Source organism: Bacillus luti (genome assembly GCF_009739945.1).
Classification (GTDB): domain Bacteria; phylum Bacillota; class Bacilli; order Bacillales; family Bacillaceae_G; genus Bacillus_A; species Bacillus_A luti.
In genome coordinates this window covers 1804271-1823656 of sequence record NZ_CP040336.1, presented here as the reverse complement: position 1 = coordinate 1823656, position 19386 = coordinate 1804271, and the positions used below count along the sequence as shown (strand labels likewise).

The window sequence follows — 19386 nt, the reverse complement described above, 5'->3', positions numbered from 1 at the left end:
AACACGTATTATCCTCCACTAACAGGTGGAATGAATGCGACTACATCTCCAACTTGTATCGTGTCTGCATTTGTTACAAACTCTTCGTTAACTGCTACCATTACAGTATCTAAAGATTGCAAGTGATAGCTTTCTTTCATCCATTCTTTTAATTGCCCAACAGTCATTTCTTGTTTTTCTAAAATTACTAGTCGATCTAATCCGACTTCCTCACGCAAATTTGCAAACAGTAAAATTGTAATCATTTCTCATTCTTCCTTCTTTGGTTTTCCTTCTGGATAAGGCGTATTTTCAAGTTGATCTCCAATCCACATCGTCCCATCTTCCCAAAATTCTTTTTTCCAAATTGGAACGATTCGTTTTATACGTTCAATCGCGTATTCATTCGCTTCATAAGCTACTTTACGATGGGGTGATGAAACGGCAATAACAACTGCAATATCCATTATTTCGAGTCGCCCTATCCTATGTGTAATTGCTACTTTTACGTCCGGCCATTTTTCATTCATTTCTTCACCAATTCTCGTAAGTTGTTTTACCGCCATCGGTTTATATGCTTCGTACTCTAAATGTAGCGTTCGTTTTCCTTTTGTTAATTCTCTCACCGTACCAATAAATGTCGTAATTGCACCTGCTTCTCTTCTTGCTACTTTATTCGTTACTTCTTCAACTACAATCGGTATATCTACAATTTCAAATAGCGCTTGTCCCATTAGAACCACCTCTCACTTTACAAAATGTCCAAGGCCATTCACTACCCTCGTTATCCTCCAACAAGAAAATGTCTACGAACATACCTTTTTTATAACCTCTCGTACCACCTGGCAGTACAATAAATATATTTGTCTCCGCTAGAGAAGAAACCGCGCTAGATTTATCAAACCCTGACGGATAAGCAATTAACTGTCCTTCGTTATATGTCAGTTTTGCTCGCACAAACCTTGTAAATGGATTTGGTTTTAGAAAATCTTCTCCTAATAACGCTTTTTCTCTTTTTAAATGTGCTTTTTCACTAAACATATACGTCCGAATACAAGGTCTTACAAATAATTCAAACCCCACGTAACAAGCAGATGGATTTCCTGATAAACCAAATAATAACTTGCCATTTAATTGCGCTACAGTCGTAACACTCCCTGGTCGCATTGCAACTTTATTGAAAAGAACCGATGCACCTAACTTTTCGTAAATAGCTGGTAAATAATCATAATCTCCTACTGATACACCGCCTGTTGTAATGAGCATATCTACTTGGCTTAACGCTTCTTTTACAGCTGTAAAACATGTATTAAAATCATCGCTAAACTTCCCAAAATATTTTACTCTTCCGCCTGCTCTTCGAATTTGAGACAATATCATATACGTATTACTATTTCGGATTTTCCCTGGCTGTAAGGAATCATTTACATCCAATAACTCACTACCGGTCGCTAACAACCCAATTACAGGCTTTCTCGCCACTGGCACCTCGCTATAGCCAAACGTAGCAAGAAGGGCTGAAATACCTGGATTAATGTATGACCCTTTCTTCGCAAGAACTGTTCCTTTACGAACATCTTCACCTTGAAAAGAAATATTGTCGCCTGTTTTGAATGATCGCTTCACTTCCATATAATTGTTTCCGACATCCTCATATTGACGAGCTAGTTCTAACATGACAACTGCATCACATCCTTTCGGAATCTGTGCTCCTGTCATAATTCGAACCGCTTGAAACGGACCGATTTCTTCATGAAATATCGATCCTGCCCCAATCTCTCCAACTACCTCAAATGCAATCGGTTTTTCATAACTCGCTAAAGTAGTGTCTTCTGCTCTAATAGCAAACCCGTCATACGGTGAACGATTGAATGAAGGCACATCATGGTCAGCTACTAAATCCTCGGCTAATATACGTCCGTAAGCTAATTCAATAGGTAGCAGCTCCTTTAATCCCTCATTAGCAAATCCCATTACTTTACGAACAGCTTCTTCAACCGTAATTGGCACTCTTCTTTCCATTGTTGACAACCCTTTCTATTAACCGAATACGCGATAATATAGCTGCTTCGCTTTCGAAATATTATTTGTACCATGAATAAAAACTCGGCCATCTTGAAAAATAACAATGCGGTAATCGTCTAGTTGGCAAGATAGTAAATACGGATTTCGTTCTACTTTCCCAAGTTTTTTTAATACTGTTTCTATATCATCAAAATTGTACTGTCTATTTTCTACTGGTCTAATTTGAACTGTATTTCTTCCGCACAAGACAGCTACCCTCGTTTGATTTTCGTATGATAAATAAGGATAAGTTCGATTCAAACCGCAAGAAGGGCAATTGTCTGTTTTGATTTTCCCTAGTTTTATAATATGGTTTTGGTTACTCCATATATCAAACATGAAAAACGTTTTTCTAATTGCTGAGAAATCTTCCACTAAAATTTTGAGAGCTTCTGCCACTTGACATGCTGCGACGATTTGAACAGTCGGACTAATAATTCCAGCGGTATCACATGTCACACCTGTAACAGGAACATTTTTCAGTACACAATGTAAACATGGCGTCTTTCGCGGAATAATCGTATAACTCATACCGTACGAGCCAACGCAAGAACCGTATATCCAAGGAATATTATGTTTTTGTGATAAATCATTTATTACAAATCGGATATCAAAATTATCTGTTGCATCAATTATTACATCTATATTTTTTAATAGATCTCCCATATTTTCTACACTTGCATCCATCACGAAAGCATGTATTTGTACTTCCGAATTAATTTGTTCTAACCGATTTTTTGCAGCAATTGCTTTCGGCATTTTCTCTCTCGCATCTTCTTCAGAGTACAATTGTTGCCTTTGTAAATTACTCCATTCAACGTAGTCACGATCAATAATCGTTAACTTTCCAATACCTGCACGTACGAAACTTTCTGCACTTGCACTTCCTAATGCCCCTGCGCCTACAATTAACACATGTTTATTCCGAATTTTTTCTTGCCCTTTACTACCAATTGGTTTGAATAACTGTTGTCTTGAATACCGCTCAGCCATTACATACCCTTCCTCTCAAGAGCTCTTTTTCATATTAGAGTGTTGTTTTTGATAACAAGCAAAATATGCAAATCCAACAAACCCAGCTCCTCCAATTACATTTCCGATAAAAACAGGAACAAAATTTTTAGCAAGGTCCATCCACGTTAGATGCCCTGCAAAAATAACAGCTGAAATGACAAACATATTTGCCACTACTTGTTGAAATCCGATCACTACAAATGCCATAATTGGAATCCATATTCCGATTATCTTTCCAACAAAATCACTCGTCCCATAAGCGAGCCAAAGCGCAAGACAAACGAGCCAATTACAACCAATTGCTAAAATTAAAGTTCTCCCAAATGATTCATGTAACTTTCCTTCTGCTATCGCTACCGTTTTATTTAAATAATCTCCCTCTGTTAATCCCCCAAGATGACCAAAGCAATATGCAACGAAAATAGCTCCAACAAAATTCATAAACGTAATCCAAACCCAATTATTGAGTACACTTATCAATGTAATTTTCTTTGCATAAAGCGCCATAGACATTGACATCATATTTCCAGTAATTAATTCCCCTCCTGCTAATACTACGAGCATGAGTCCAATAGGAAAAACAGCGCCTCCTAAAATATTCACTAAACTCCCCCAGCGATCAGGTAAATTACCTAAAACTCGAATGTTAAGTAAAAATCCTAATGAAATAAATGCTCCTCCTAAAAAACCGAGAATAAGCATTGCTGGCAAGGTCTGACTTACTTTTTGAACACCGGCCTCAATTACGAGTTCAGCAATTTGTTCCGGTTTATGAAATGACATTACCAATTCCTCCATTTTCTCCAAATAAAAAAGCAGCTTCAAAAAACCTCCTCAAAATAAAGGTTTTTGAATGCTGCTTAACCTCTCTGCACATCTTTTACAGAGATATCAATCATCACTTTTACTATAAAATAGAAAATCTACAAACGTTGCACATTTTCCATTTTGTCTATGCTTTACCGTAACGTCACTTATATATCAACCACCAATATGTGACATTTCAATTTTAGGCACTCTTTTTTTACTTGTATTACTTAAGCGTTCATCCGAATAGCGATCTTCTCGGTTATTCCATATATCGCGTACTACATCTGTTATTTCCTCGTCAGTGTATTCAGATCGAAGCAGTTCTCTCAAATCATTTCCTTTAGAAGCGAACAAACAAGTATATAATTTTCCTTCTGCAGAAATACGGGCTCTCGTACATGATGAACAGAAAGAATCTGTGACAGATGAAATAATTCCTATTTCTTCATCACTTCCAACGTAACGATAACGAGTAGCTACCTCACCAGTATAATTCGCTTCTATCCGTTCTAATGGCATAACTTGATGAATCGCATCTACTATTTCTTGTTTCGAGACGACCTCTTTTAACTCCCAACCGTTATAATTTCCAACGTCCATATACTCAATAAAACGAAGAATATGTTTATTTTCTTTAAAATATTGTGCCATTTGCAAAATATCTTGTTCATTTTTCCCCTTTTGCACGACCATGTTTATTTTGACTTTCATACCAACTTCAGCCGCAGCCTGTATTCCTTCTAGAACCCTTTGCACTTTGCTTCTATTACCATTTAAATAGAAAAACCGCTCTTCTTCTAAGGAATCTAAACTAACTGTCACACGTGATAAACCCGCCTTATATAATTCAGGAGCAAATTTTTTCAGTAACGATCCATTTGTTGTTAAACCGATGTCTTCCACACCATCTATTCTATGAAGCCGCTCAATAAGGTTTGGAAGCCCTTTTCGAAGTAACGGTTCTCCTCCTGTAATTCGTAACTTTCTCACACCTAAAGAAACGAAAATACGTGTTATCCTTTCAATTTCATCAAAAGATAAAATTTTATCATTAGACAAAAACGAGTAATCAGGACCAAATATTTCTTCTGGCATACAATATCGACAGCGAAAATTACAGCGATCAGTAACTGAAATACGTAAATCCTTTAACGGACGTTGCAATTTGTCTAATGTAACTGATTTCATCTTCATTGCCTCACTTTTACTTATTTTATATTTAAAACACGTTCTGGATGCGTATATACATTTAAAGACTCATTACGAATAAAACCTATTGTAGTAATCCCCAGCTCTTCTGCTAGCTGCAAAGCCAACTCAGTTGGAGCTGATTTTGACAATATAATTTCACAACCGATTTTTGCAACTTTCAATAATATTTCCGAAGAAATACGACCACTAAATACAATGATTTTATCTTTTATAGAAATATTATTTTTTAAGCAATATCCGTAAATTTTATCTAGCGCGTTATGTCTACCGATATCCATTCGGCTTAAAATAATACCATTCACATCGCACAAAGATGCATTATGAACTCCGCCTGTGTGACGAAATGTCTCCGCAGATTGCTGCATTTCTTCCATCAATCGAAAACAATCTTCTACACCCACCTGTACATGGACACCATTCATTTTCTTTGTGCTTAGTGCATCATTTGCAAAAACAAACCCTTGTCTACTCATACCACAGCATGACGTAATATAACGTTTATTTTGCATTTGTTCGTAATACGGATTCACTTTTGCCGTCGTGACATGTACAAATCCTTCTTTCTCTTGTACCCATATGTCATCAATATCTTCATACTTCCGAATGATTCCTTCAGACGCTAGGAAGCCTATTACCATATCTTCTATATATTCTGGAGTACTAACCATTGTAACAAACTCCTGTCCATTCATTTTAATCGTGACTGGAAACTCTGTTACAATGCTGTCCTCTATATGCTTAAATGACCCTTTGTCATAACGGAAGATTTCTCTTTCTACTTGTATCGGTTTCACGATCAGTATCCTTCTCTCACGTTATATTTTTATCAAAAACAAATACCGAAACCGCAATATCTTCTTCTACTTTCATATCTGAAAATAGATTTACTAATTTCGCTCCAACAAGTTCCTCCAAATGTTCACGGGAATTCGCAGCATACACTTCTTGAATCATTTTCGTTCTAGCCATATGAACCATTTCTGCACCATCCATCGTACTTGAAATGAATTTTTCAGTAGGTGTTAAGTTTCCATAAAGTGTTGCAATCGCCATATTTTCAGCAAATACAGTATGAATCCGCTCTGGTCCTTTTCCGAAAAGTTCCTTTCGAAGTTTTCTTAACATATCATTAAATTCATGTACTTTTTTTGACATACAGTCATACCCCCAAAAACACTCATTTTACTTTCGTATATATTTTACCAAAATGACCCTTTCATCCAAACTATTTCGTACGAGCATTTAGATGAAAAGGTTCATTTGTTAAAACTTATTCGTCTTTTAACCCTTTACCCATACCTTTTAAGAAGTGTAAACCAAATCCGATAGCACGGTTAATGTCAGGATCTTTCAATACTTTCATAAGATCGAATACCCCGACTTTTTTATTACTCTCTAGATGTTCATTACCTTCTTCTAGCCCTACTAATAAGCTACCTATAAGCTTTTTCGTAAGTTCCGGATCAAGTTCTGTTAAAGCCCCCGCAGCACCCATCATATTATTAATTAAATTTGTAACAGGTTCACGAGTTACTTGGCCAAGAACAATTTTTGCGATTGGCTCTTTCGCTTTCAGCATAGAATTTGCCGCTTCTAGCATACCAATATCATTCAATTCCCCTACTATATTAAACATTTGATTTAGAGCGTCTTCATTATTAGCTAGAAGCTCCTTTAAATCCTCTAATTTTTGCTGTTTTATTTCTTCGTCAGTTAATTCTTGTCTTTGAATCGCTTTTATAGGTGCAGCCATATTTTTCTCCTCCTACTTATCCGTTAAATGCACATACCCTGGACGTGCCCACTTACGATTTACCTCAATACCCGCTTGAGGATGACGTTTTTTATTACGTGGGTTCGCTTTTGGCATCGGATTTTCGCCATCAATTTCTAGCACTTCCATACGCACTTTCGTCTGTTTATAAGCAGGTGTGTTCGTACGCACGTCCACAGCTGGACCTGTTAAGAAATTAATTGCTGTTTCATTATCTGTAGAGTTCATCGGTAAATATAACTCATTCGCTTTTACACGATCTGTAACGAGTACACGTAATTTTAATGCTCCAAAAGGAGAGACAAGACGAACTAATGAACCTGTTTTCACTCCACGTTCTTTTGCAAGTTCTGGAGAAACTTCAACAAACACACCAGGTACTTTCTTTTGAATACCTGTTGATTTATTTGTCATATTCCCTTCATGGAAATGCTCAAGCATACGACCGTTGTTAATGTGAAGGTCGAACTCAGCTGGGAATTCAGCTGGACGTACCCAGTCAGCAATCGCAAAACGAGCTTTTTTATCTGGGAAGTTAAATCCGTCTTGGAAAAGAAGTGGTGTATTCGTTCCATCAAAACTTCCCCAATGGAAACTATTCCATCCTTCCAGTACTTCATAATTTGCTTGTGAGAATAGTGGTGATAAACTTGCCATTTCAGCAAAGATTTCACTTGGATGACTATAATTCCAATTTGCACCTAATTTATTCGCAATCGCCTGCACGATCCACCAGTCTGGCTTCGCATCCCCAAGCGTAGGAAGAACTTGATATAGTCTTTGAACACGACGCTCTGTATTTGTGAAAGTACCTTCTTTCTCAAGAGATGGTGCTGCTGGTAATACAACATCTGCATATTGAGCAGTTTTAGAAAGGAAAACATCTTGCACAACGAAGAAATCAAGGCTCGATAACACTTCATGTACATGGTTCGCATTAGAGTCTACAAGAGCCATATCTTCTCCGACAAGATACATAGCTTTCATTTTTCCTTCGTCAATTGCATGAAGCATTTCAATATTATTAAGACCTGGCTCACTATTAATTTCCACTCCATATGCAATTTCAAATTTCGCACGTTCCATATCGTTAGTAACGTGCTGGTATCCAGGAAGCCAACCTGGTAAAGTTCCCATATCGCAAGCACCTTGTACGTTATTATGGCCTCGAAGTGGGTATGCACCTGCTCCTGGACGACGATAGTTCCCTGTTGCAAGAAGTAAGTTGGAAATTGCAGCGGAAGTATCAGAACCGCCTGTATTTTGCGTTACACCCATACCCCAAAGGATACATGTACCATCTGCATCACGAATCATTTCAGCCATTTGAATAAGTGTTTCTTTTGAAATACCTGTCATTTCTTCTGCATATTCAAGCGTATATTCTTTTAGACTTTCTTTGAAATCTTCAAAGAAGTTTACGTTCTTATCAATAAATTGTTGATCGTGCCAACCTTGATCAATCATATATTTCGTAACAGCCATTAACCATACTTGGTCTGTTCCTTGTTTTGGGCTAACAAAGACGTCTGAACGCTCTGCCATTTCTGTTTTACGAAGATCAGCTACAATTAACTTTTGTCCGTGTAATTTATGCGCACGTTTAATGCGTGTAGCTAAAACAGGATGACCTTCTGTCGGATTACATCCTACAATAATAACAAGACCAGATTTGGCAATATCTTTAATCGTTCCTGCATCACCACCCATACCAATTGTACGGAATAATCCGTCCGTAGCTGGTGATTGACAATAACGTGAACAGTTATCAATATTGTTCGTTTCAAATACTTGTCGAGCTAATTTTTGAATGACATAATTGTCTTCATTTGTAATTTTAGATGAAGAAATAAAACCGATAGCATCTTTACCGTACTCTTCTTTAATGGATCCTAGTTTACTTGCAACTACATTCAGTGCTTCTTCCCATGTCGATTCAACAAACGCTCCATTTTTACGAATTAAAGGTTTCGTAATTCGTTCTTTTGAATTTACGAAATCCCAACCGAATTTTCCTTTTACACAAGTAGAAATTGCGTTAACTGGCGCATCAGAAGAAGGCTGCACTTTAAGAATTTTACGCCCTTTCGTCCACACTTCAAATGAACAACCTACGCCGCAAAATGTACATACTGTTTTCGTTTTCTTCGTACGAGTATCACGCATGGCCGCTTCCACTTCTGATACCGCAAAAATGCCACTATATCCAGGCTCAACCTCTTTAATTAAATCTACCATCGGTTCAAGAATATCTGGTTTTAATCCTGTCATAAATCCAGCTTCACCGAGCATCGTTTTCTCCATTAAAGCGTTACAAGGACAAATGGTTACACATTGACCACAGCTCACGCATGAAGAATCATTAATATTTACACCTTCATCCCAAATAACTCGTGGGCGTTCCGCTTCCCAGTCTATTGATAACGTTTCATTTACTTGTAAGTTTTGACATACCTCAACACATTGACCACATGCAATACATTGATTAGGATCATAGCGATAAAACGGATGCGTCATATCAACTTCACTTACATCTACTTTCGGCTCGTAAGGATATTTTTGATGTTCAATTTCCATTAATTCTGCTGTATTATGCAATTTACAGTTCCCATTGTTGTTGTCACATACCGTACAGTATAATAAGTGATTTTCTAGTAACCGATCCATTGCTTCCGTTTGTGCTTCTTTCGCACGAGCAGAATTACGTTCAATGTTCATGCCTTCCGTGACTACTGCTGAACAAGAACGCATTAACTTTCCGTCAACTTCTACAATACAAGTGTCACATGTTTGAATAGGATCTACTTCTGGCACGTAACAAATTTGCGGATGTTCAATCCCGTTCTCATTAATAACACCTAATATCGTTGAACCAGGTTCCGCTGTATACTTTTTCCCGTCAATTGTAATATGAACCATGTTGTTATTCATGGTCTTTCCCCCTTTTTGAGAATAAAAAAAACTCCACCACGAAAATATACGCACCACATTTTGGGCACGCTATCATCATGGTGGAGTAGTTTATTAGCACATCTTGCTAAAATACCAATCCATTTATTCATAAATAAAACGATAGATTCATAACAGGTCATATCACGATTCCATCTTTAACACTATAATTATAGCGTTAAAGATAAAAATATACAATATAAATTTAAAACTACGCATATGTCCGCACGGAACTATCCATAATAACCCATATAAAACATAACAAGGAGTAGGCGAACAAATGGGGTCTTTTAATAAATGGATACGCGGCGAAAAATCTTTTTCTGCACAAGAACAAGCTGATTACACATTAAATAAACCTATTTCTGCTTCTCTTCCACTTAACCTAAAACACTTGTCTAAACTGTTTAGCGGTATTCCAGAATTGATTACGCGCACTTTCTCGTTAAAAAACGGACAAGAAGCTGCACTTATATATATGGAAGGACTTGTCGATAAAAATGTTATTAACGTAGACATTCTTCGCCCCCTCCTATTTAAAGAGTGGAATGAGGATGATTGTTTAGAATCTTCAGTTACAATTGGAAATATAAAAAAAGTTCAGCAGTGGTCAGATATTGAACAATCCCTTTTACATGGTAAAAGCATTTTATTTATAAATGGACAACTTTCCGCTTTAGAACTTGATACGCAAGCGGCGCCAAAAAGGAGTATTGAAGAACCTACAACAGAAAGCTCCATAAAAAGCTCACACGAAGGATTTAATGAAGTAGCGAGCGATAGTCTTGCACTTATTCGTCGATATATTCCAAATCGTGAATTGAAAGTAAAAGAATTCACTGTTGGCGAACGAGCAACTTCAAAAGTTTTTTTGCTTTATCTAGCAGACGTTGCGAACGAAGATGTCGTAAAAGAAATGGCATCCCGTATCGAATCAGTACAAGTTGATGCGATTCTTACTACTGGTGAATTAGAGGGTTTTGTTGAAGATAATTCCTATACTCTCTTTCCGCAATTATCAATAACTGAACGCCCTGACACAACAGCACATCATATTTTAGATGGGCGAATCGCTGTTGTTGTAGATCGCTCACCAGGCGTATTAATTGGTCCTATGACTTTTTCGGCTTTTTTTCAGACGATAGATGATTATAGTTTTAGACCAATGATTCCATCTTTTATACGACTCCTTCGTTTCACCGGATTATTTATTGCCATATTTGCTCCTGCTCTTTATATTGCTATGATTTCTTTTCATTATGAAGTCATTCCACTGAAATTATTATTAACAATTGGAGAGTCTCGAGCTAAAATCCCGTTCCCTCCTATACTTGAAGCACTATTGATGGAGTTAGTACTTGAAATGCTTCGTGAAGCTGCCGTACGGCTTCCTGGTCCAGTTGGACAAACGATCGGCGTCGTAGGAGGAATTGTAATTGGACAGGCAGCAGTTCAAGCAGGTATTGTAAGCAACGTTATGGTTATCGTCGTGTCGATTACTGCTGTTGCTTCTTTCATTATCCCTAACATGGAAATGTCCGCAGGAATTCGGCTCCTTCGATTCCCAATGATGATGATAGCCTCTTTATTTGGTGTCATTGGTATTATGGTTGGAATGGCAATCCTAATCATACATATTCTTTCTATGGAATCGCTTGGTGTGCCATATGGTAGTCCTTTTTCTCCGTCATTTGCTTCAGATTTAAAGGACATTCTTATTCGTTTACCATGGAAAATAATGAAAAAACGCCCGCTCTCTCTTAACTTAAAACAAGAAAACAGGCAACAAGATATCAAAGAAAGGAAGGAAGACAAGTGACAAAGTGTGCGAAAAGGGAGATCACTTTATTCCAATACATTCTAACTATTAGCGGTGTTCAAGTTGGGTTCGGCGTACTCACACTTCCGCGTGAAGTTGCACAAGGAGCAAATACTGATGGCTGGATGTCAGTTATTATCGGATGCGCTATAACTACGTTTGTAAGTCTTTGTATCGTACAAATTATGGCAAAACATCCTGGTTATTCTTTACTTGATGTATTAACACGTTATTTTGGAAACTGGCTAGGAAAAGCCGCAATGCTTCTTTGGATTTTATATGCTATACTTGCCGCTGTTTCCTTAATTTTCTCACTCTTATATGTCATTCATATTTGGATTTTACCTAGAACTCCAATGTTTTTAATTATGATTTTACTATCTATTCCAATGCTGATGCTCGCATGTAAAGGCGTTCTTGTTATAAGTCGCTACGCTGTTTTCACTGTGTTTTTCACACTGTGGATGCCTTTGTTATTGTTTATCCCTCTTAAAGATGGGCATTGGATATACCTTCTCCCTCTTCTTAAAGAGGGCTGGATACCAGTTTTAAACACCGTAAAATCAACTATTATTGCATTTCTTGGATTTGAGTTTGCATTTGTCCTTTATCCTTATTTGAATAACAAATCATCTGCGAAAAAAGGGATTGTTATCGCAAATTTAATTACACTATTTATTTATCTTCAAGTCACGTTCGTTTCTTTCGTTTATTTTAGTCCAGATGGGATAACAAAATTTTTATGGCCCACTCTTTCTCTTGTTACACCATTTCACTTTTCATTTCTTGAGCGCTTTGAAATTATCTTTTTATCATTTTATCTCTTCATTATTTTTGATTCTTGTATTCCTTATATTTTTACTGCTTCTGATGGAATCAATCAATTACTTAACAAAAAAGGGAGCTCCTTACCTATTTGTTTTTTATTATTCGGGTGTATTGTTGTCTTATTCTTTTATATCCCTTCCTCTTACCAAATAAGTGCTTTACGAGATTTTTGGGGAAATGCCAGCTATTTTATCGTTTTTCTGTTTCCAGTCATATTTCTCTTATACATGACACTTTATCAGCATTGGAAAAGGAGAAAAATATAAATGAGACGCTTTATTCATTTCACTATACTGTGCTATTTCTTCTTAATCTTTTTGACAGGCTGTGGCGATCGGCTCGATTTAGAAAAGCAATCCATTTCATTAATTTACGGTTTTGATGCACAAGCAAAAGGAAAATTAATTGTGTATCACGTAAATCCAATTTTCAATGAAGATGTTGCTAAAAAATACGAAACCCATGAAGCGAAAGTAAAAACGCCCCGAGAAGCAAAAGCAACATTTAACAGCTCAAGCAACGGTTTAGTTTCTACAGAAAAATTACAGCTCATTTTATTTAGCACTAATTTTTTAAAACAGGAAGGTGCAATGCCTTACCTTGATGTTTGGTATCGTGATCCTAAAAACACTGGAAATATGCGCATGGTTGCAGTAAATGGTCCCATTTCTTCTGTTATATATAATAATTTTAAAGATAAGCCCTCTCTTCCTGAGTATTTAACAGATTTAATTAATACGAACAAACTATACAATCGGACTGTTTTTACCACATTCCATGAATTTCACAGACAAACGTTTAATAAAGGGATTACACCTGCAATTTCAGAAATAAAAAAAGAAAAAAAAGACGTAATTGTTACTGGTTCCGCACTATTAACTTCTCGAGGAATCTATAAAATGTCATTAGATCGTTATGAAAGCGCCCTTCTTCTTTTGTTACAAAAGAAGGCTAATACACCCGTTTCTCTTACAATGAAGATGCCTTCTGATTTGGTTGAAAGTAATAGTGCTTTAAAAGATACAGACGGCGGCGATTTCATAACAATAAACGTTCTTACTATAAAACGTATGATGGGGACCGGCTATAGCGATAACCGCTTCCAATTTAATATTAAAATGAATTTTAATATATCCATAGCTGAGATGACATTCAACATGGATATAGATAAAGACAATAAGAAATTAACTGCACTTATTACAAAACAACTAAATAAAGATTTAAATGAATTAATCCACAAAATTCAAAAACAGCAACTTGATCCATTTGGGTTTGGTGATTATGCGAGAGCATTTCAATATAAAGAATGGAAAAAGGTTGAAGATGATTGGCCGAAAGCTTTTTCAAAGGCAAGTGTAAAAGTAAGATCTACAATTAAAATTTTAGAAAGCGGTATTATTAAATAGTAAAAAACACGCTATCTGTTCTTATACAGATAGCGTGTCTTCATTTCCATTACAAGTATTATTTCAACAGACTATACTCTATTTCCATTTCTAACATTACTATGTTTTTTGGCATATACAAAATATATGAAAACACCTATTATAATCCATGCCACAAAACTAATTAAAGTAAGCTTAGAAAGGTTCAAAGCTAGATATATACAACTTACTATTGAAACGATAGGTAAAAAAGGTACTAAAGGAGCACGGAATGGACGCTTCATATTAGGGTGTGTCTTTCTTAATACAATGACCGCTATAGATACAAACACAAATGCTGTTATCGTTCCCATATTCACTAAATTAGCTAGTAAATTCAAATCCACTAATCCCGCTAATAAAGCTGCTAATATACCTGTAACCCACGTATTAAAAAATGGAGTTTGTAAACGTTTATGCACACTTGAAAGTCTTTTTGGTAACAATCCATCTCGACTCATCGAGTAAGATACACGAACAAACGCAAACATAGCTACTAACAGAACTGTTGTTAGCCCTGCTATTGCTCCCACCGATAACAATCCAGCAATTCTATCTTCTCCTACAGTGCGCAACGCATATGCAACCGGATCAGCAACATTTAATTCCGTAAACGGAACCATTCCAGTTAACACGAATGAAACACCTACATATAGAACGGTACAGATGAACAAGGAAACAAGTAGCCCAATTGGAACGTTACGTTGTGGACGCTTCACTTCCTCTGCGGCTGTTGCAACTGCATCAAATCCTAAAAAAGCAAAGAATACGGTTGCTGCGCCTCCTACCACACCATGAAAACCAAACGGTAGAAATGGTTGCCAATTCTCTGGTTTTACATATTGTGTCCCTACGACAATAAACCCTATAATCACGGCCAGTTTAATAATAACCATAATATTATTTATTCGTGCACTTTCTTTTACACCACGACTTAATAAAAATGTAACAACTAAAATAATAAGAACTGCTGGTAAATCAATGATTCCACCCTTCCCCATACCAGGTGCCGAAGCAAAAATTGTAGGAATGTGAATATTAAATCCTAGTAGCAATGACTGAAAATACGCTGACCATCCTGCAGCCACCGCAGAAGTCGCTAATAAATACTCCAACATAACGCACCAACCGACTATAAATGCAAAAATCTCACCTAGTGTCATATATGTATATGAATATACACTTCCCGAAACTGGAACTGTAGATGCAAATTCAGCATAGCAGAAAGCTACGCACGCACATACAATCGACGCTAATATAAACGATAATACAATCGCTGGGCCAGCATGCTTCGCCGCTACAATACCTGTTAATACGAAAATTCCTGTACCAATAATTGCTCCAATCCCTAAAAGAGTTAGGTCAATGGCACCTAAAGTTTGATTCAATACTTTTTTCTTTTCTTCATCCATTGTTTTCTTTATTAAAAGACTCATTCATTGAAACCTCTTTTTTAAGTTTATCTCTTACTTATTACAATCTTTATTACTGTTCTGTTTAGAAAATAAAAATATACATGATCCACTCCTCATGAACTAAATAATTTAATTAAAGACAGAAAATTCATTCTCTTTCAACTGTAGTGAATTTTAAAACAATTCATTCAGCAACACACCACTAAGAACGCTGAATGAATTTATCATATAATTAATTATATTGTCAACAATAAAATTAATTAAACGAGAACGGTTAATTATGTATCAAATGTTATTTTTAAACATAATTATTTTCTTAAAAACATTGTTATTTCCCATCTTTATATTTATATTCATTTTTTTATATTGATTTTTATACATTTTCAATTAGATAGAATTTAAGCAACGTCATCATACTCTTAATTAAATTATTATCTTTAAATAATATTTTAGTTAAGGGTATGCAACCATTTTAAAGCTAATAAAAAAGCGCAGATTTTCATCTGCACTTTTTTTATTCTTCCACTTCAGCTTCTGCACTACTATCTATAAGTTGTTCCTTCTGAGCCTCTTCTTGTAACTCAGCTGAAATCATCCCATAATAAATTTCTGGATACAATCCAAATATTTGATATACACTTCCTAAAAATGGCATCGGAATCCCTCTTTTCTAAAGTTGTATTGCCACTCTTAAGGATTCCCTTTTCACTCATTATACATTCGTTTTTGGCGATTCTTCTTCATCGTGAACGTGTAATAAATTTTGCCACTTTTTATACGGTGCACTATTTGGATCTACATATCCTTTCGCATACGAACGATCCCACAATTGTTTAATAAACATTTCTTTTTCTTTCTTCGCAACCATATCCGCACCAGTACCATAATAGTTTTGGAAGTATAACTCAATTTCATCAAGGAATAACCTTAATAATTCATCTGATGTTTCTTCTAACGTCGGATCATATTTCGCTTCACGGTCATACATTAAAATCATATCCAAAAGATTATGAACGTGTTCTTTTCTGAGCCATCTTACATCTTGTGCCCCTAATACGAATGGGTGTGTATATAAATGTCCACCTTGTATCATAGCTTTTTCTTGTTCTTCCTCAAACCTGGACAAGATGTTTTCATAAATGAACGGATTATGAAGCAATGCTCTGTGTAGTTTATAACTTTCGCTTGAAATATTTTTTCCCATAGACTGAATTAAGAAGCTACGTCCTACACCGTTATATTGATACACAAACTGCCCATCAACAGCAACTAAACTAATCCAGCGATACATATACGCGTATAGAAGAGCTCGATTACATTTATCGTAATCTAATTTTGTTTGAGTTGCATTCAAGTCTGGCATAAAGGCTGGTAAGTGCCAATACTTATCTAAATGCGGTGTCAAACTAGATTTTTTACTATTTAATTTATTCACTCGGCGATAATATGATTGGAAGTAGTCACCTTTATCATTCATAAAGCCGTTTGCAATATGCCCTGATGATAATTTAGGAAAGTCTTGTAGCGACAAGCCGTAATGTGCCCGATAACAGATTACTTCAAATGGCGAAAAGGCTTCATGTACTGTATCTTTTTCTTTAAACATCTCTTGAATTAATTCTTCTTGCAGTTCTTTCTTCAAAGAAGGATGTATACCCCAATATTGTAATTCCCTATGATGGGAAACTTTCGGCACGAACGGACTTGCTAAATGGAATAAGTCTTCAATTTTTTCACGGACGTATTCATCGCGATCACGCTTCTTATAATCCGCTTCTTTTCGTAATGCCTCTACAATATTCAGCTCTAATTTATCACGATAGCGTATTTGTAGTTCGTCATAACAATAGCTCAGTATATGTTCACGGTAGAAATCTTCAACCTTTTTCGACTGAATCTCTTCCGTTTTCGCATCCCTGCAATATTCCCCGTACAAACTCATATAAATTTCCGCAGATATATCTTTCGGTAATACACCTAAATTTAAATGTTGCTGCATATCTTGCCAAATCTTTTCTTGCAACTTCTCTTCAGCTAATACGTATACATTCGTTGGGTTTGTTTTCCCTTCAAATTCCTTACTTCGTTTTTGAATTTCAAATAATAAATTTTCACGTGTTTCGTGTAAATTATCAAAAAACCTTTCCCAATATTGAATCATTTTACTAACTGCTTGATATAGTGATTGATACACAAGTTCTAATAACATTTCTTTACGATACTCATTTAATTTGTGTACATATTGCGTCACGATGTCTTCAAACTCTTTTTTGAATAGGCGTTGCTGATTATTAACCATTTTTCCAAACCAGCCTTGTTGCTGAGCAATTTCTACTCGGCGAACAGCAGTTACCGTTCCATCAACATTACTTACATTAAACTTTTTATCGTAGTTTTGAATTAAATTACGCTTTTGTTCATTATTTTCATGGAGTCGATTCATTTTTTCTACTAACTGCTTTCGAATTTCGTATAACATAAAACGAGCTGCTACTGGATGGACAGGGTCTGTCTTCTTTAAAAACCATGTATTCAATTGGTATGACTGTCCTTCAGATCCACTTTGTGAAAAACGGTCCGATTCAATCATGTCATATAAAAGAGTTGTTACATGTTCATGTACACGACTCGGAATCGCATACGCATATAAACGAACCGCATGATCAACCCTTGCTACTTCCCCTTTCATTTGTTCCATCATTTTCAGTTTCGCAGCTGAAATTTTGCACTCGTGCTGCAAGCGATTTAATTCCTCATCTTTTTGCACCGTCCGCTGTACATAACTTTCTACAGCCTCTAAAAACAGTTTAGATTTCGCAACCCCGATCTTGCCTCCCTCTGCTCCTTCACGTGTTTCATTGTACATTTGTCTATAGAAAATATGAGCTTGTTCTGGGCGGGTAGCAAGATGCTCTAAATCCTCTAAATAACTTTTACCTCGCTCCGGTTTTTCACGTTGCATACCACGCTTTACATCTTGATCGTATCTTTGTTTCTTTTCTTGAAACAATTGATCTAAATGAAGCCACGATTCATCTAAACCTTGCACAGCCCATTTTAAAGCACAATATTTTAACACGTGCTCATATGGATAAATAATCTTTGCCGTTCCTGCTCCGCAATACCGCCCTTTCCCACTCGATTCTGCTAATTGCTGAATTTGATTATCTTCCTGCGCAAAATGATTTGCAGACATCGGGCTAAATAACTGTAAATAAATAGTATTTGCCATTTGCTCCATATAATCTGATAAATTGTGCAGATGGTGTCCATGTAGATTTTCGTAATCGTATAAGAAACAGTAATTGTACGGTAAATGATGTTGTTTAATCGTATGATTCGTTCTCCCGTCTTCGTCTACTTGATCGGGTCGATATTCTAATTCAATCGTCACTCCGCCACGTTTTGATAATTCTCCAGTAGAACCGAGTGTAATGGCATGTAATTCTTTTAACGATGCATAGCCGTTTGCTTGCACCGTTTCAAACTCTTTCGCACTAACTGTTCTCGTCTTCACTAAAACGTCCGGCATTAGAAACGCACCACGTATTAAAATGTTGTGATGCTGCAGTTTTTTTCGAAGCATTTCACGTAAATATAATGCGATTTGTAGAAACATCCCCGAACCTGTTCCGCCCGCTAGTGATGTTACTATAATGACACGTACTCCATATTCTGTCTGGTCACTTGTAACCGGAAAAATCTTCTCAATTTCTTGCCAAAAGGACGTCAATTTATCTTCTTTCATCGCAGCGCGTAATGCTAAACGGGAAATGACACGTAACTGTCCGGCTCCTTCTGTTAACGGTTTATCAAGTATAGTTGGATCCATCGGAAACCATTCTGGAATCGTTGGATCTCCCGCAATATACTCCCTAGGCGTTTTACTAGAACTTGTTTGCGTCTTAAACTTTCGAATATGATCAAATTTACTCAATGTATTCACATCTGTATCAAATACGTGCATTGCTACTTTTTTTCGGCGTTCCTCAGGCAGCCTTTCATATATTTGATGTGTCACAGTACTACCGATTCCACCTAAACCAATTAATATCGTTGGAACTTGTAACGTCATGTGAACCACCTTCCTATTCTTGC

At 36.4% G+C, this 19386-nt stretch carries 16 protein-coding genes; 3 read left to right on the top strand and 13 right to left on the bottom strand.

Going from position 1 to position 19386, the window contains the following annotated elements; translation table 11 throughout:
- Positions 1 to 8: 8 nt before the first annotated feature.
- The 10 genes from moaD to fdhF form a co-directional block, all read right to left on the bottom strand.
- Positions 9 to 245: a molybdopterin converting factor subunit 1 gene (gene moaD / locus EUC40_RS09340; protein WP_071711398.1), complete on the bottom strand. Its 237-nt coding sequence runs from the start codon at positions 243 to 245 to the stop codon at positions 9 to 11.
- Positions 246 to 248: 3 nt separating this feature from the next.
- On the bottom strand, positions 249 to 713 hold the full coding sequence (gene moaE, locus EUC40_RS09335; protein ID WP_156574600.1) for a molybdopterin synthase catalytic subunit MoaE: 465 nt from the start codon (positions 711 to 713) through the stop codon (positions 249 to 251).
- Positions 694 to 2001, bottom strand: coding sequence for a molybdopterin molybdotransferase MoeA (locus tag EUC40_RS09330; RefSeq protein ID WP_156574597.1), 1308 nt, complete (start codon positions 1999 to 2001; stop codon positions 694 to 696). The genes moaE and EUC40_RS09330 overlap by 20 nt, the downstream gene beginning before the upstream one ends.
- Before the next feature lie 18 nt (positions 2002 to 2019).
- The gene (locus EUC40_RS09325) at positions 2020 to 3036 is read right to left on the bottom strand and encodes a molybdopterin-synthase adenylyltransferase MoeB (RefSeq protein WP_156574595.1); all 1017 of its coding nucleotides are present in this window, start codon (positions 3034 to 3036) and stop codon (positions 2020 to 2022) included.
- 15 nt (positions 3037 to 3051) lie between these two features.
- Complete coding sequence (locus EUC40_RS09320; RefSeq protein WP_071711394.1) at positions 3052 to 3840, bottom strand: formate channel; 789 nt, start codon at positions 3838 to 3840, stop codon at positions 3052 to 3054.
- Between the two features lie 198 nt (positions 3841 to 4038).
- The gene (gene moaA, locus EUC40_RS09315) at positions 4039 to 5055 is read right to left on the bottom strand and encodes a GTP 3',8-cyclase MoaA (protein ID WP_156574593.1); all 1017 of its coding nucleotides are present in this window, start codon (positions 5053 to 5055) and stop codon (positions 4039 to 4041) included.
- A 20-nt stretch (positions 5056 to 5075) separates the two neighbouring features.
- Complete coding sequence (fdhD, locus tag EUC40_RS09310; protein WP_071711392.1) at positions 5076 to 5873, bottom strand: formate dehydrogenase accessory sulfurtransferase FdhD; 798 nt, start codon at positions 5871 to 5873, stop codon at positions 5076 to 5078.
- 16 nt (positions 5874 to 5889) lie between these two features.
- Positions 5890 to 6234 (bottom strand): Na-translocating system protein MpsC family protein, encoded by a 345-nt coding sequence (locus EUC40_RS09305; RefSeq protein WP_071711391.1) that lies wholly within the window; start codon positions 6232 to 6234, stop codon positions 5890 to 5892.
- A gap of 115 nt (positions 6235 to 6349) precedes the next feature.
- Positions 6350 to 6832, bottom strand: a complete 483-nt coding sequence (locus EUC40_RS09300; RefSeq protein WP_156574591.1) for a helical membrane plugin domain-containing protein — start codon at positions 6830 to 6832, stop codon at positions 6350 to 6352.
- A gap of 12 nt (positions 6833 to 6844) precedes the next feature.
- Positions 6845 to 9784: a formate dehydrogenase subunit alpha gene (gene fdhF, locus EUC40_RS09295; protein ID WP_156574589.1), complete on the bottom strand. Its 2940-nt coding sequence runs from the start codon at positions 9782 to 9784 to the stop codon at positions 6845 to 6847.
- A 298-nt stretch (positions 9785 to 10082) separates the two neighbouring features.
- Here fdhF and EUC40_RS09290 point away from each other — a divergent pair, with 298 nt between their 5' ends.
- The 3 genes from EUC40_RS09290 to EUC40_RS09280 are packed head-to-tail and all read left to right on the top strand — an operon-like array spanning position 10083 to position 13855.
- Positions 10083 to 11621: a spore germination protein gene (locus tag EUC40_RS09290; protein ID WP_156574587.1), complete on the top strand. Its 1539-nt coding sequence runs from the start codon at positions 10083 to 10085 to the stop codon at positions 11619 to 11621.
- Positions 11618 to 12715: an endospore germination permease gene (locus EUC40_RS09285; protein ID WP_071711387.1), complete on the top strand. Its 1098-nt coding sequence runs from the start codon at positions 11618 to 11620 to the stop codon at positions 12713 to 12715. The genes EUC40_RS09290 and EUC40_RS09285 overlap by 4 nt, the downstream gene beginning before the upstream one ends.
- Positions 12716 to 13855, top strand: a complete 1140-nt coding sequence (locus EUC40_RS09280; RefSeq protein ID WP_156574585.1) for a Ger(x)C family spore germination protein — start codon at positions 12716 to 12718, stop codon at positions 13853 to 13855.
- A 71-nt stretch (positions 13856 to 13926) separates the two neighbouring features.
- On the opposite strand, the gene EUC40_RS09275 is transcribed toward EUC40_RS09280, so the two are convergent.
- The 3 genes from EUC40_RS09275 to EUC40_RS09265 all read right to left on the bottom strand — a co-directional run bounded on the left by EUC40_RS09275 (position 13927) and on the right by EUC40_RS09265 (position 19363).
- A complete protein-coding gene (locus tag EUC40_RS09275; RefSeq protein ID WP_156574583.1) occupies positions 13927 to 15309 on the bottom strand; it encodes an APC family permease in 1383 nt (460 codons plus the stop codon).
- A 493-nt stretch (positions 15310 to 15802) separates the two neighbouring features.
- The gene (locus EUC40_RS09270; protein WP_156574581.1) at positions 15803 to 15943 is read right to left on the bottom strand and encodes a phosphonate ABC transporter permease; all 141 of its coding nucleotides are present in this window, start codon (positions 15941 to 15943) and stop codon (positions 15803 to 15805) included.
- A gap of 57 nt (positions 15944 to 16000) precedes the next feature.
- On the bottom strand, positions 16001 to 19363 hold the full coding sequence (locus EUC40_RS09265; protein WP_071711385.1) for a tubulin-like doman-containing protein: 3363 nt from the start codon (positions 19361 to 19363) through the stop codon (positions 16001 to 16003).
- Between the last annotated feature and the right edge of the window lie 23 nt (positions 19364 to 19386).

Excerpts from the sequence above, each read along its gene's own strand:
- moaD (WP_071711398.1), bottom strand. The coding sequence starts at position 245 with ATGATTACAATTTTACTGTTTGCAAATTTGCGTGAGGAAGTCGGATTA.
- moaE (WP_156574600.1), bottom strand. The coding sequence starts at position 713 with ATGGGACAAGCGCTATTTGAAATTGTAGATATACCGATTGTAGTTGAA.
- EUC40_RS09330 (WP_156574597.1), bottom strand. The coding sequence starts at position 2,001 with ATGGAAAGAAGAGTGCCAATTACGGTTGAAGAAGCTGTTCGTAAAGTA.
- EUC40_RS09325 (WP_156574595.1), bottom strand. The coding sequence starts at position 3,036 with ATGGCTGAGCGGTATTCAAGACAACAGTTATTCAAACCAATTGGTAGT.
- EUC40_RS09320 (WP_071711394.1), bottom strand. The coding sequence starts at position 3,840 with ATGTCATTTCATAAACCGGAACAAATTGCTGAACTCGTAATTGAGGCC.
- moaA (WP_156574593.1), bottom strand. The coding sequence starts at position 5,055 with ATGAAATCAGTTACATTAGACAAATTGCAACGTCCGTTAAAGGATTTA.
- EUC40_RS09305 (WP_071711391.1), bottom strand. The coding sequence starts at position 6,234 with ATGTCAAAAAAAGTACATGAATTTAATGATATGTTAAGAAAACTTCGA.
- EUC40_RS09300 (WP_156574591.1), bottom strand. The coding sequence starts at position 6,832 with ATGGCTGCACCTATAAAAGCGATTCAAAGACAAGAATTAACTGACGAA.
- fdhF (WP_156574589.1), bottom strand. The coding sequence starts at position 9,784 with ATGAATAACAACATGGTTCATATTACAATTGACGGGAAAAAGTATACA.
- EUC40_RS09290 (WP_156574587.1), top strand. The coding sequence starts at position 10,083 with ATGGGGTCTTTTAATAAATGGATACGCGGCGAAAAATCTTTTTCTGCA.
- EUC40_RS09280 (WP_156574585.1), top strand. The coding sequence starts at position 12,716 with ATGAGACGCTTTATTCATTTCACTATACTGTGCTATTTCTTCTTAATC.
- EUC40_RS09275 (WP_156574583.1), bottom strand. The coding sequence starts at position 15,309 with ATGAGTCTTTTAATAAAGAAAACAATGGATGAAGAAAAGAAAAAAGTA.
- EUC40_RS09270 (WP_156574581.1), bottom strand. The coding sequence starts at position 15,943 with ATGCCATTTTTAGGAAGTGTATATCAAATATTTGGATTGTATCCAGAA.
- EUC40_RS09265 (WP_071711385.1), bottom strand. The coding sequence starts at position 19,363 with ATGACGTTACAAGTTCCAACGATATTAATTGGTTTAGGTGGAATCGGT.